Consider the following 12586-nt stretch of genomic DNA (forward strand, 5'->3'; position numbering starts at 1 on the left):
GGTCACATGACTTCCGTGGAACTCTCCGGCAAGGTCGCCCTCGTCACCGGCGCCAGCCGCGGCATCGGCTACGGCGTCGCCGAGGCCCTGGTCGCCCGCGGCGACCGGGTGTGCATCACCGGCCGCAACGAGGACGCCCTCAAGGAGGCCGTCGACCGGCTCGGCGCCGACCGGGTGATCGGCATCGCCGGCAAGGCGCACGACGAGACGCACCAGGCCGAGGCCGTCGAGCGCGTCATGGCGGCGTTCGGCCGCGTCGACTACCTGGTCAACAATGCGGGCACCAACCCCGTGTTCGGCCCGATCGCCGACCTCGACCTGAACGTGGCGCGCAAGGTCTTCGACACCAACGTGCTCTCCGCGCTCGGCTTCGCCCAGCGCACCTGGCACGCCTGGCAGAAGGAGAACGGCGGCGCGATCGTCAACATCGCCTCGGTCGCGGGCCTCGCCCCCTCGCCGTTCATCGGCGCCTACGGCGTCAGCAAGGCCGCGATGATCAACCTCACCCAGCAGCTCGCGCACGAGTTCGCGCCGCGGGTGCGGGTCAACGCGATCGCCCCGGCCGTGGTGAAGACCAAGTTCGCGCAGGCGCTCTACGAGGGCCGGGAGGCGGAGGCGGCGGCGTCCTACCCGCTCGGCCGGCTCGGCGTCCCGTCCGACATCGGCGGCGCGGCGGCCTTCCTCACCTCCGAGCAGTCCGACTGGGTCACCGGTCAGACGCTGGTCGTCGACGGCGGCATCTTCCTCAACGCCGGAGTGGGCTGACCGGCCGTCGGGGCCGTCTCCGTTCGGTGAGGATTTCCCCGCCGCCCTTGACGGAAACGGCCCCGACGTCGTCGTACGGGAGCCCGGACGGAGCTCGGACGGAGGGTGACAACGTAGTCAGTCACACGCTGATCAAGACCGTGCGCAAGGCGGGTTCACCGGGCGACGACGCGCGGTATGGTCTGCCGACCCTTGTGGTACGGCGGATCGAGGAGCGTGCGCGTGTTCAACCGGAACCGATGCCTGCAACCGGCGGCGGCGATCGCGTCCATAAGCCTGGTGGCCGGGTGCGGCGTCCTTTCCGACAGCGGCCCGGACACCAGCAAGCCGATCGTGGTGGGCACCACCAGCGCCCCCACCACGCTGGACCCGGCGGCTTCCTGGGACGGCTCCTGGGAGCTGTTCCGCAACATCTACCAGACCCTGCTGGCCTACCCGAACGGCGCCACGACGCCCCAGCCCGACGCCGCGGAGAGCTGCCGTTTCACCGACACGGGCAACCGCGTCTACCGCTGCCGGCTGCGCGCGGGCATGAAGTTCGCCGACGGCGACACGCTGGACGCGCAGGCCGTGAAGTACTCCATCGACCGCATCAGGAGCATCAACGTCGCCGGCGGCCCGGCCGGCCTGCTCGGGAGCCTGGACCAGGTGCAGGCGGTCGACGGCCGGGACATCGTCTTCCGGCTCAACAAGCCGGACGCCACCTTCCCGTTCGTACTGGCCGCCCCGGCCATGTCCATCGTCGACCCCGACGACTACTCCGCCCACTCCCTGCGCAAGGACAGCCAGGTCTTCGGCTCCGGCCCGTACACCCTGAAGTCCTACGAGGAGGGCAAGCGGGCCGAGCTGGTCAAGAACGGCCACTACAAGGGGTACGCCCAGCGCAGAAACGATGCTGTCACGATCCGTTACTTCCAGGACTCGGCGACGATGGTCAAGGCGCTGCGGGACGGCGGGATCGACGTGACCTACCGCGGCCTGGCCGCCGACGACGTCGTCACCCTCCAGCGCAACGGCGCGGAGAACCTCCAGCTCGTCGAGGGCTCCAGCGCCGACATCAGCTACCTGGTGTTCAACCCGAAGGACCCGTGGGCCGCCAAGCCGGCCGTGCGCAGGGCCGTCGCCCAGATCGTCGACCGGGCGGCCATCGCGCACAACGTCTACAAGGACACCGTCGACCCGCTGTACTCCATGGTCCCCAAGGGGCTGACCGGCCACACCACCGGCTTCTTCGACGACTTCGGCGACCCCAGCGCCGACAAGGCCCGCCGCATCCTCTCCGCCGCGGGCATCGACCAGAAGGTGCCGCTCACCCTCTGGTACACCACCGACCGCTACGGCTCCGAGACCGCCGAGGAGTTCCAGGAGCTCAAGCGGCAGCTGGAGGCATCCGGCCTGTTCACGATCACCCTGCGCGGCCGGCCCTGGAAGACCTACGTCGTGGGCTACCAGAAGGGGGAGTACCCGGTGTTCGGACGCGGCTGGTCCCCGGACTTCCCCGACCCGGACAACTTCATCGCCCCGTTCGTGGGCCGGCAGAACGCGCTCGGCACGCCGTACACGGCGCCCGAGATCACCAAGGTGCTGCTGCCCGAGTCGCGCCGCGAGAGCAACCGCGCGGCGGTGGTGAAGGAGTTCGAGCAGGCCCAGCAGGTCCTGGTGGACGACGCGCGGCTGCTGCCGCTGTGGCAGGGCAGGCAGTACGTGGCCGCCACCGACGACATCTCCGGCGGCGAGCGCGCGCTCGACCCCTCCTCGATCATGACCATGTGGGAGCTGTACCGCAAGACCAGCTGGTAGGCGGCCGGTTCCCGGGGGCGCGGCGGCGTTGTCAGTGGTCGCCTGTAGGTTCAAGAACCTGGAAGTGACCGCACATCGTGAGGACGTTGACGTGACCGACATCGCCATGCTGCCCGAGTCCTGGCGCGGGGTTCTGGGCGACGAACTGCAGCAGCCCTACTTCAAGGAGCTGACCGAGTTCGTCGAGGAGGAGCGGGCGAAGGGACCGGTGTACCCGCCGCGCGAGGAGGTCTTCGCCGCGCTGGACGCCACGCCGTACGACAAGGTGAAGGTGCTCGTCCTCGGGCAGGACCCGTACCACGGCGAGGGTCAGGGGCACGGGCTGTGCTTCTCGGTGCGGCCGGGTGTGCGGGTCCCGCCGTCGCTGCGCAACATCTACAAGGAGATGCACGAGGAGCTGGGCACGCCCGTTCCGGACAACGGCTACCTGATGCCGTGGGCCGAGCAGGGCGTGCTGCTGCTCAACGCGGTGCTGACGGTCCGCTCCGGTGAGGCCAACTCCCACAAGGGGCGCGGCTGGGAGAAGTTCACCGACGCGGTGATCCGCGCGGTGGCCGAGCGGCCCGACCCGGCGGTCTTCGTGCTGTGGGGCAACTACGCGCAGAAGAAGCTGCCGCTGATCGACGAGAGCCGGCACGTGGTGGTGAAGGGGGCGCACCCCTCGCCGCTGTCGGCGAAGAAATTCTTCGGCTCGCGCCCGTTCACGCAGATCGACGAGGCGGTCGCCGCCCAGGGCCACGAGCCGATCGACTGGCGGATCCCGAACCTGGGCTGAGGCGGCGCACCGCGTACGGCTTCGCGACGGGGGCGCGGGACCGGTCCCGGGAACCGGCCGGGTACGCGGTCCGGTCCCGGCCGCCGGACCCGGGGCGGGCGGCGGAGTGTTCTTCGCACGCGTCTGCGCCGGGTTGCGCCGGTCAGGCCCTAGCGTCGGAGGGTCGGGTCGGGGACAGGGCTGGAGGGCACGGTGGCCGAACGGCAGGAGCGGACGGCGTCGGACGTCGTGAGGACACGGATCGGGCAGGGCGTGATGCTGCATCACGCGGGGGACCGGGAGGAGGCCCGGACGCGGTTCCTCGACCTGTGGCGGGAGATCGGCGAGGACGGCGATCCGCTGACCCGCTGCACGCTGGCCCACTACATGGCCGACACCCAGGACGACCCGGTGGACGAACTGGCCTGGGACCTGCGGGCGCTGTCGGCTGCCCGGGAACTCACGGACGGCCGGCCCGCCGGGCCCGAGGACACGGCGGCGGCCCGCGCCCTGTACCCGTCCCTCCAGCTGAACCTGGCCGCCGACTACGCCAAGCTCGGCCGCGCGGAGGCCGCCCGCACCCATCTCCACCAGGCGCGCGGCGCGGCCGGCGCGCTGGCCGACGACAGCTACGGCGACGGCGTCCGCGCGGCGATCCACCGGCTGGCCCTGCGGCTGGGCGAGCCCGGTCCCGGCGCCGCGGGCGAACCGGAACCGCCCCGCCGGCCGGCGTAGCGCCCCCGGCAGCCGGACCGTGCTGCTCCGTGCGCCGGGTCCGCCGACGGCTCAGCGGTACGCCTGCCCGCAGATCCTCGACTGGGGGCTGTCCGCCGACCAGTGGCCGTACTCCCTGCCGAGGTCGCAGACGTCGGCGTTGCCCGGCACCGCGTGGCCGACGTCGGGGATGTCGGCGTGCGGCACGCGCGGGACGTACGGGGTGTAGTCGTGCCGGGGCAGCGGCAGGCGCGGGTGGCGGCTCGGCGCGGCCGGCGCCGCGGGGCGGCGCGGCTCCGCGGACGAGTCCGTCGTGCCCCTGGTCGGAGCCGGGCCCCGGTCCGGGGACGGTCCGACGCGGCCCAGCGCCTCACGGGCGGGGGCCTGCACGGCTCCTCGCCCGGTGACGCCCTCCGGTCGCGGGGCCGGTTGCCCGGCGGGGGCCGCGCCCGGACCGGACGTGGGGGTTCGATGGACCGTGACGCAGCCGGTGAGGGCCGAGACCGCCACGGTCACCAGAAGCGTTGCGGTGGTCGTTCGATGCACCCGCGCCACTCTGCTCGGTCCGCGCCGCCCGCGGGCGCCCGACGGGCGGATGATGCCCCGCACGGGTGACCTCTCGCACCGTACCGAGTGCGCGCGAGGCGCCGAGGTGACGCCGTACACCTCATAGGACCGTCGTTCTCCGCCCGCCGCGGTACGGCCGCCGGGGCCGCCGGAGTCGCCAGGGCCGTCAGTCCCCGGTCGCCCCGTCGATCTGCTCACGGACGAGGTCCGCGTGGCCGTTGTGGCGGGCGTACTCCTCGATCATGTGGGTGTAGATCCAGCGCAGGTTGAACGGCTCGCCGCTGCGCCTGCCCCGGCCCTTGGACAGGTCGTCCAGACCGAGTCCCGCGGCGTTGCGGCGGGCGGCCTCGATCTCGCCCTGCCAGGCGGCGTACGCCTCGGCCCAGGTGTCCGCCTCGGTGAGGTGGAACTCGCCGTCGGGGTCCTCGTCGGAGAAGTAGATCGGTGCGGCGTCCTCGCCGGTGAGCACGGCGCGGAACCAGCCGCGCTCCACCTCCGCCATGTGCCGCACCAGGCCCAGCAGGGACAGCTCGGACGGCGGGAGGGGCGCCGTGCGCAACTGCTCGTCACTCAGCCCCTCGCACTTCCAGGCCAGGGTCTGCCGGTGGTAGTCGAGCCAGCCTTCCAGCATGGTGCGTTCGTCGGCGTTCTGGGCGGGCTCACTGCGCTCGGTCGTCATGCCCCCGATCTTGTCCTGACCGAGACCGCCGCACCACACCTTTTCGCGGTCGCCGTATGCTGCCGTGCGGACCGGCGCGGTGTGCGCGCGGGACGGGACGGCGGTGCGCGGCGGACGCGCACGAGCGGTGAGGGAGAGCACGTGAAGGTCGGCTGCATCGGACTCGGCGACATCGCGCAGAAGGCCTATCTGCCGGTCCTCGGCACGCGGCCCGAGGTCGAACTGCACGTGCAGACCCGCACGCCCGCGACCCTGGAGCGGGTCGCCGACGGTCTCCGTCTGCCCGCCGCGCAGCGCCACGCCGACCTGGACTCGCTGCTCGGCGCCGGCCTCGACGCCGCCTTCGTGCACGCGCCCACCGCCGTCCACCCCGAGATCGTCGGCCGGCTGCTGGAGGCGGGCGTGCCGACGTACGTCGACAAGCCGCTCGCCTACGAACTCGCCGACTCCGCCCGCCTGGTCGCGCTCGCCGAGGAGCGCGGCGTCTCGCTCATGGTCGGCTTCAACCGGCGCCACGCGCCCGGCTACACGCAGTGCGCCGAGCACCCGCGCGAGCTGATCCTGATGCAGAAGAACCGCGTCGGGCTGCCCGAGGAACCCCGGACGATGATCCTCGACGACTTCATCCACGTCGTGGACACGCTGCGGTTCCTGGCGCCCGGCCCGGTCGACGACGTCACCGTCCGCGGCCGCCTGCGCGACGGGCTGCTGCACCACGTCGTGCTCCAGCTCGGCGGGGACGGGTTCACCGCGCTCGGCGTCATGAACCGGCTCAGCGGCTCCGCCGAGGAGATCCTGGAGGTCTCCGGGCAGGACACCAAGCGCCAGGTGCTCAACCTCGCCGAGACCGTCGACCACAAGGGCCAGCCGACCGTGCGACGGCGCGGGGACTGGGTGCCGGTCGCCCGGCAGCGCGGGATCGAACAGGCCGTGCTGGCCTTCCTCGACGCCGTGCGCGCCGGGAAGGTGCTCAGCGCCCGGGACGCGCTGGAGACTCACGAACTGTGCGAGCGGGTGGTGCGGACAGTGCTGGAGCACTCCGGCGCGGCCTGACCCGGCGGACGCCCTCCGTCACGCACAGCGCGGCCAGCACCAGCAGCGCCGCGTGCACCGGCCAGTCGCCGAAGCGGACGTAGGGGGTGGTCCCGTGCGCCTTCGGCATGTCGTACACCCGTGCGGTGCTCGCGTCCGTGCCGAGCCAGGAGCCCACGCGCTGCCCGTTCGGCCCGTAGACGGCCGACACGCCGGTCAAGGTGGCGTGCACCATGGGACGGCCGGTCTCGGCGGCGCGCAGCGCGGCGAGCGAGGCGTGCTGCTCGGGGGCCCAGCTGTGCTGGAAGGTGGCGGTGGAGGACTGGGCGAGGAGCACGTCGGCGCCGTCCGCGGCCAGGTGCCGGCTCATGTCGGGGAACGCCGTCTCGAAGCAGATCAGCGGACCGACGCGCAGCCCGTGCCCCACGTCCATCACGACCTGCCCGGTGCCCCGCCTGCGGTCCTCGCCGGCGGCCTTGCCGACCGAGGTCGCCCAGCCGAGCAGCGAGCGGGCCGGGACGTACTCGCCGAACGGGACGAGCCGCATCTTGTCGTAGCGGTCGCCGGTGGGCCCGTCCGGGCCGACCAGGACGGAACTCTTGTAGATGCCGGGCCGGTCGGAGCGGCGGGCGTCCACGTTGACCAGCACGTCGGCGCCCACCTCCCGGGCGAGGGCCGCCGTGCGCCGGGCGATGTCGGGCCGGTCGGCCAGATCGAAGCCGACGCTGCTCTCGCCCCAGACGACCAGGTCCACCCGCTGTCCGGCCAGGGCCCGGGTCAGCCGCTCCTCGCGGTCGAAGCGCCGCTGCGGGCTGTCCGCCCCGTCGACCGGCCCCGGCTGGACGACGGCTATCCGGATCCGGCCGTCCACGTCCGGGCGCGGCGCCCACACCCAGACCGCCGAGGTGGCCGCCGCCGTGGCGAGCAGCCCGGCCAGGGCGCAGGTCCGCGCCGCCCGGACGGCGACGAGCAGGGCGACGGCGACGTTCACGGCCACCAGCAGCAGGCTCAGCAGCCACACTCCGCCGACCGACGCGAGCCGCAGCGCCGGCGCCACCTGCCACTGACTGGCCCCGAGCATCCCCCAGGGCCCGCCCAGACCCTGCCAGGACCGGACCAGTTCGACGGCCAGCCAGCCCGACGGCAGCACCAGGAGAGCGGCGGCGGCCCGCCCCGCCGAGGGCGTTCCGCCGAGGAACCGCCGCACCAGCCATCCCCACGGCGCCCACAGCGCGCCGAGCAGCGCGGCGAGCACCACCGTGAACACGTGCAGGCTGGGCAGCAGCCAGTGGTGCACGGCCAGCATGAAGCCGAGGCCGCCGCACCAGCCGTCGTACGCGGCCCGCCTCCCGGTCGCCGCCGTGCGGGCGAGCAGGAGCCACGGCACGAGGGCGACGTACGCGAACCACCACCACGACGGCGCGGGGAAGGCGAACACGGGCAGCGCCCCCGCGAGGACGGCGAGCACCGAACGGCGCCACGGGGAGACGAGCCAGCGGCCGAAGATCTTCATAGGGCGCCCTCCTACCCGTGGCCGGCTCCGGCTACCCCGCGGACGGCTCCAGTGTGCGCGCCCGGCGGATTTCCGGACAGGCGGCGACCGCCGACGGGGCGGGGGCGGGGTTTCGCCACGGCGGCCGCCCCGGCGGATATTCGGTGGCACCGGCCGGGCGGCCGGGCCGATCGTGGGAGGGTGAACGATCAACACGTCGCACCGGAGCCCCGATTCCGCGTCCGGGCCCGCCACACGGACACCACGGTCACCGTCTACCAGGCCTACCACCCCCGGATCGGCGGCCCCGCCGTCCGCACCGGCCGCTTCCCGGCCGACTGGAAGCGCGACCGGATGACCTGGATCAAGCCGTCCTTCCTGTGGATGATGTACCGCTGCGGCTGGGGGACCAAGGAGGGGCAGGAGACGGTGCTCGCCGTCGAGATCCGCCGGGATGGCTTCGAGTGGGCGCTGCGCAACGCCTGTCTGTCGCACCACGTGCCGGCCCTGCACGGGGACCGCGCATCCTGGCGACGGCGGTTGCGCGAGGCGCCCGCGCGGGTGCAGTGGGACCCGGAGCGCGACCTGCGCCTCGACGCGCTGCCCCACCGCTCGCTCCAGCTCGGCCTCGCGGGAGTGGCCGCGGCCCGGTACGCGGACGAGTGGATCACCGGCGTCGAGGACGTCACCCCGCTCGCGGCCGAGATCCACGCACTGGTCCGAACGGGTGACCTGGAGCGGGCCGCCGCACTGCTGCCCGAGGAGCGGCCCTACCCTCTCGCCGACGAGGTGCTCGCGCATCTGCGGGCCTAGGCTCGTCACAGCGGGGGTCTCGCCGGCGCGGCGGACGGGCGGCGCCGAGAGTGCAGCGGAGGTCCGCATGAAACGTCTAGTCACCGTCGTCACCGGCGGCGGCCGGGGCATCGGCGCCGCGATCTGCCGGCGGCTGGCGGCCGACGGGCACGACATCGTGATCGGATACGTCCAGGACACCCGGGCCGCCGAGGCCGTCGCCGACGAGGTGCTGGAGGCCGGGGCGCGCAGCGTCACCGTGCGGATGGACACCTCGGTGGAGGCGGACGTCGAACGGCTCTTCGCCACCGCCGAGGAACGGCTCGGGCCGGTGACGGGCCTGGTGAACAACGCCGGCGTCACCGGACCGCTGGGCCGCCTCGCCGACACCGCCACCGCCGACCTGCGCCGGGTCGTGGACGTCAACCTGCTCGGCACGCTGCTGTGCGCGCGCCGCGCCGCGCAGCTCATGGCGCCCCGGGGCAGCGGCGTGATCGTGAACATCTCCTCCGTGGCGGCCACCCTCGGCAGCCCCGGCGACTTCGTCCACTACGCGGCGACGAAGGCGGCCGTCGACACCTTCACGCTGGGCCTGGCCAAGGAACTCGGACCCGACGGCATCCGCGTCAACGCGGTCGCGCCCGGCATGATCGACACCGAGATGCAGGAGGAGATGGGCGACCCGGAGCGGGCCCGGCGCGCCGCCGGGACGATTCCGCTGCGCCGGCCCGGCCGGGCCGAGGAGATCGCGGCGGCCGTCGCCTGGCTGATGTCCCCGGACGCCTCCTACGCCTCGGGTGCGGTCCTGCGGGTGTCCGGCGGCCGCTGAACGGGGCCGGGTCCTCAGGCCGCCTCGGTCACCCCGCTGCGGATGGCGGCGGCCCACTTGACCACCAGCAGCTCGTACTCCGCGCGCTCCTGGGCCGTCAGGGACCCGCCCGAACGCAGCCAGAGCGCGCGGATCTGCTCGTTCAGTTCGGCGGCAGACCGCACGGAACCAAGGGCCATGGAATCGGGGAACATGGCCCCACCCTAGGGGCAAGCCCTGACGCTGCGCTACCGGACGGCTACACAGACCGCAGGGACTCGGTCACCCGTGCGACTGCGCCCGGCCGCTCCCTCGGCCGCGCCCGCCCGCCGGCCGGGCGGCACGGCGGCAGGCGCCCGCCTGCCGCGGCCGGCCGGGCGCGGGGCGGCGAACCCCGCCGTGACCAGCGGGATGCCCGCGGAGCCGGGCGGCGCGCACCACCGGACCGAAGGCGCGCCGCGGCCGACGGGGGGAGCGGGAGGCCGGCCGGAACACGGCGGCGGCACCCGGCCGCGCCCGCGATCACGGTGGCCAAAAGCATCGGCCCGTCCGCGATCACGGTGGCCAAAAGCATCGGCCCGTCCGCGATCACGGTGGCCAAGAGCAGCGGCCTGTCCGTGATCACGGTGGCCGGTGGCCCAGAGCTCCGGCCTGCCCGGCGATCGCGGTGAGCAAGAGCAGTGCCCCGCCCGGCGATCACCATGGCCAAGAGCAGTGCCCCGCCCGACGACCACGGTAGCCAAGAGCAGTGCCCCGCCCGGCATCCACGGTGGCCGAGAGCGGCGCCCAGCCCGACCCGTGTCCGGCGTCCTCAGCGGGCCCGCAGGTGGTGGCGTTTGCGCCAGGCCACCGCCGCGCCCGCCACCGCCGGGACGGCGATGCAGGCCATGGCGATCAGGAAGACCGGCGAGGTGGGCGCGGCGGCCCGGGCGCCGGCGACGACGTAGGCGGCGGTGTTCGGCACCGAGCCGAGCGCCGTCGCCAGCAGGAACGCCGGCCAGCTCATACGGGACACGGCGGCGCAGTAGTTCGCCGCCCAGAACGGCACGCCCGGGAACAGCCGGGCCGCGAGCATCGACCGGAAGCCGTGCCGGCTGAGCTGCCCGTCCGCAGCCTTCAGCAGCCGGCCGCGCAGCAGCGGCCGCAGCGCGTCCTGGCCCAGCACCCGGCCCAGCCCGAAGGCCACGCCCGCGCCCAGGACCGTACCGGCCAGCGCGGCCGCCAGCCCGAATTGCGAGCCGAACAGCGCGCCCGCGGCGAGGTTCAGCAACGGCCGCGGCAGGAACGCCACCGTGCCCAGGCCGTAGGCCAGCGCGAACGCCACCACCGCGGCGGCGCCGCCCAGTTGCGGCGGCAGGCCGTCGGTGAACAGCCGCTGCGGCTGGAACAGCAGCACGCACGTGCCGGCGGCGGCGAGCAGGACGAGCAGCAGGGACAGCCGCGACCAGGGGGAGAGCAGGACTCTCGCGCAGCGGGCCGCCGGACCCGCGGGCCCGGCGAATGCGACGGGTCCGGACGGGCCGGACAGGGTGAGCGGAACGGGGAGGGCGGTCACGGCGGCGCCGGGCTCCGTCGCCGCGGCCCGGGGAGAGGCCGTGGCGGTGCCCCCAGAGCGGGTGGTGGCATCGAGCATCTTGCGACCCTAACCGACGGATATGTCTGATCGCCGTATGGTGCGTCTCACCCTTGTCACAGGACACGCCGTCGTCCCTGGTGACACGTCAATTCCCGCACGCCGAAAACCATTCGACGGGCAGTGGGGGGGTCGGCGATGATCGACCCATGTTCCGGCACGCCTTCGTCCTCGCAGCATCCGCGGCAGCGGATGCTCCGAAGGCTGCCGTCCCCGTCTTCCTGGCCGCAGTCGACGGCGCCCGAAGCTGACCCTCCCCGGATCGTCCGGCGGACCCCGCAGGGGGAGGGTCGGCCGTCCTCGGGGGTCCCGCAGCATGTTCCCGCTTCCAGGCTTCGAGGTACAGCCATGCCCAAGACGGCGTACGTACGCACCAAACCGCACCTGAACATCGGCACCATGGGCCACGTCGACCACGGCAAGACCACCCTGACCGCGGCCATCACCAAGGTCCTCGCCGAGCGCGGCACCAGCACGTTCGTGCCGTTCGACCGCATCGACCGGGCTCCGGAGGAGGCCGCGCGCGGCATCACCATCAACATCGCGCACGTCGAGTACGAGACGGACACCCGGCACTACGCGCACGTGGACATGCCCGGCCACGCCGACTACGTGAAGAACATGGTCACCGGGGCCGCGCAGCTCGACGGGGCGATCCTCGTCGTCTCCGCGCTCGACGGGATCATGCCGCAGACCGCCGAACACGTGCTGCTCGCCCGGCAGGTGGGCGTCGACCACATCGTCGTCGCGCTCAACAAGGCCGACGCGGGCGACGAGGAGCTGACCGACCTCGTCGAGTTGGAGGTCCGCGACCTGCTCAGCCGGCAGGGGTACGCCGGCGACGCGGTGCCGGTCGTCCGGGTCTCGGGGCTGAGGGCGCTGGCGGGCGACCCGCGCTGGACGGCGTCGATCGAGGCGCTGCTCGACGCGGTGGACACGTATGTGCCCATGCCCGAGCGGTACCTGGACGCGCCGTTCCTGCTCCCGGTGGAGAACGTGCTCACCATCACCGGCCGCGGCACCGTCGTCACCGGCGCCGTCGAGCGGGGCGCCGTCCGCGTCGGCGACCGGGTCGAGGTGCTGGGCGCCGGGGTGGAGACCGTCGTCACCGGCCTGGAGACCTTCGGCAGGCCGATGACGGAGGCGCAGGCCGGGGACAACGTGGCGCTGCTGCTGCGCGGCGTCCCGCGCGACGCCGTCCGCCGCGGTCACGTGGTCGCGGCACCCGGCAGCGTGGCGCCCCGGCGGCGCTTCACCGCCCGGGTGTACGTGCTGTCGGCGCGCGAGGGCGGCCGTACAACACCGGTGGCCACCGGGTACCGGCCGCAGTTCTACATCCGCACCGCCGACGTGGTCGGCGACGTCGACCTCGGCGAGGCGGCCGTCGCGCGGCCCGGGGACACCGTCACGATGACGGTCGAACTCGGCCGCGACGTGCCCCTGGAGCCGGGCCTCGGCTTCGCCGTCCGCGAGGGCGGCCGGACCGTGGGCGCGGGGACGGTGACCACGGTGGAGTGAGGGGTGGGGCGGCGGGGAGCGCGGGCCGGCGC

At 73.7% G+C, this 12586-nt stretch carries 13 protein-coding genes; 8 read left to right on the forward strand and 5 right to left on the reverse strand.

Annotated elements, in window-relative coordinates; translation table 11 throughout:
* Positions 1-6: 6 nt before the first annotated feature.
* The 4 genes from ABEB07_RS17435 to ABEB07_RS17450 all read left to right on the forward strand — a co-directional run bounded on the left by ABEB07_RS17435 (position 7) and on the right by ABEB07_RS17450 (position 4054).
* Entirely contained in the window at positions 7-765 is a 759-nt protein-coding gene (locus ABEB07_RS17435) for an SDR family oxidoreductase (RefSeq protein WP_164589610.1), read from the forward strand.
* A 177-nt stretch (positions 766-942) separates the two neighbouring features.
* Complete coding sequence (locus ABEB07_RS17440; protein WP_345669173.1) at positions 943-2565, forward strand: ABC transporter substrate-binding protein; 1623 nt, start codon at positions 943-945, stop codon at positions 2563-2565.
* 91 nt (positions 2566-2656) lie between these two features.
* The gene (gene ung / locus ABEB07_RS17445; RefSeq protein ID WP_164589612.1) at positions 2657-3340 is read left to right on the forward strand and encodes a uracil-DNA glycosylase; all 684 of its coding nucleotides are present in this window, start codon (positions 2657-2659) and stop codon (positions 3338-3340) included.
* 192 nt (positions 3341-3532) lie between these two features.
* Positions 3533-4054, forward strand: coding sequence for a hypothetical protein (locus ABEB07_RS17450; protein ID WP_345669174.1), 522 nt, complete (start codon positions 3533-3535; stop codon positions 4052-4054).
* Positions 4055-4105: 51 nt separating this feature from the next.
* Here the strand turns inward: ABEB07_RS17450 and ABEB07_RS17455 are convergent, their stop codons facing one another.
* Positions 4106-4423 carry a hypothetical protein gene (locus ABEB07_RS17455; protein ID WP_345669175.1) on the reverse strand — a complete coding sequence of 106 codons (318 nt, stop codon included), beginning with the start codon at positions 4421-4423 and terminating at the stop codon, positions 4106-4108.
* A gap of 343 nt (positions 4424-4766) precedes the next feature.
* The gene (locus ABEB07_RS17460) at positions 4767-5279 is read right to left on the reverse strand and encodes a DinB family protein (protein WP_345669176.1); all 513 of its coding nucleotides are present in this window, start codon (positions 5277-5279) and stop codon (positions 4767-4769) included.
* Positions 5280-5420: 141 nt separating this feature from the next.
* Between ABEB07_RS17460 and ABEB07_RS17465 the strand changes: the two genes are divergently transcribed.
* Positions 5421-6332: a Gfo/Idh/MocA family protein gene (locus ABEB07_RS17465; RefSeq protein WP_345669177.1), complete on the forward strand. Its 912-nt coding sequence runs from the start codon at positions 5421-5423 to the stop codon at positions 6330-6332.
* Here ABEB07_RS17465 and lnt read toward each other — a convergent pair.
* Positions 6250-7824, reverse strand: coding sequence for an apolipoprotein N-acyltransferase (lnt, locus tag ABEB07_RS17470; protein WP_345669178.1), 1575 nt, complete (start codon positions 7822-7824; stop codon positions 6250-6252). The genes ABEB07_RS17465 and lnt overlap by 83 nt on opposite strands.
* Before the next feature lie 180 nt (positions 7825-8004).
* On the opposite strand from lnt, the gene ABEB07_RS17475 reads away from it, so the two are divergent.
* Complete coding sequence (locus tag ABEB07_RS17475) at positions 8005-8616, forward strand: DUF4291 domain-containing protein (RefSeq protein ID WP_176148145.1); 612 nt, start codon at positions 8005-8007, stop codon at positions 8614-8616.
* A 67-nt stretch (positions 8617-8683) separates the two neighbouring features.
* Positions 8684-9424: an SDR family NAD(P)-dependent oxidoreductase gene (locus ABEB07_RS17480; RefSeq protein WP_345669179.1), complete on the forward strand. Its 741-nt coding sequence runs from the start codon at positions 8684-8686 to the stop codon at positions 9422-9424.
* Between the two features lie 14 nt (positions 9425-9438).
* On the opposite strand, the gene ABEB07_RS17485 is transcribed toward ABEB07_RS17480, so the two are convergent.
* A complete protein-coding gene (locus ABEB07_RS17485; RefSeq protein WP_164587939.1) occupies positions 9439-9618 on the reverse strand; it encodes a hypothetical protein in 180 nt (59 codons plus the stop codon).
* Between the two features lie 596 nt (positions 9619-10214).
* Positions 10215-11036, reverse strand: coding sequence for a TVP38/TMEM64 family protein (locus tag ABEB07_RS17490; protein WP_345669180.1), 822 nt, complete (start codon positions 11034-11036; stop codon positions 10215-10217).
* Between the two features lie 348 nt (positions 11037-11384).
* On the opposite strand from ABEB07_RS17490, the gene tuf reads away from it, so the two are divergent.
* A complete protein-coding gene (gene tuf, locus ABEB07_RS17495; RefSeq protein ID WP_176148143.1) occupies positions 11385-12554 on the forward strand; it encodes an elongation factor Tu in 1170 nt (389 codons plus the stop codon).
* The last annotated feature ends 32 nt before the right edge of the window (positions 12555-12586 follow it).

Source organism: Streptomyces similanensis (assembly GCF_039543625.1).
GTDB lineage: Bacteria > Actinomycetota > Actinomycetes > Streptomycetales > Streptomycetaceae > Streptomyces > Streptomyces similanensis.

Excerpts from the sequence above, each read along its gene's own strand:
- ABEB07_RS17460 (WP_345669176.1), bottom strand. The coding sequence starts at position 5,279 with ATGACGACCGAGCGCAGTGAGCCCGCCCAGAACGCCGACGAACGCACC.
- ABEB07_RS17485 (WP_164587939.1), bottom strand. The coding sequence starts at position 9,618 with ATGTTCCCCGATTCCATGGCCCTTGGTTCCGTGCGGTCTGCCGCCGAA.
- ABEB07_RS17490 (WP_345669180.1), bottom strand. The coding sequence starts at position 11,036 with ATGCTCGATGCCACCACCCGCTCTGGGGGCACCGCCACGGCCTCTCCC.
- lnt (WP_345669178.1), bottom strand. The coding sequence starts at position 7,824 with ATGAAGATCTTCGGCCGCTGGCTCGTCTCCCCGTGGCGCCGTTCGGTG.
- tuf (WP_176148143.1), top strand. The coding sequence starts at position 11,385 with ATGCCCAAGACGGCGTACGTACGCACCAAACCGCACCTGAACATCGGC.
- ABEB07_RS17440 (WP_345669173.1), top strand. The coding sequence starts at position 943 with ATGGTCTGCCGACCCTTGTGGTACGGCGGATCGAGGAGCGTGCGCGTG.
- ABEB07_RS17435 (WP_164589610.1), top strand. The coding sequence starts at position 7 with ATGACTTCCGTGGAACTCTCCGGCAAGGTCGCCCTCGTCACCGGCGCC.
- ABEB07_RS17480 (WP_345669179.1), top strand. The coding sequence starts at position 8,684 with ATGAAACGTCTAGTCACCGTCGTCACCGGCGGCGGCCGGGGCATCGGC.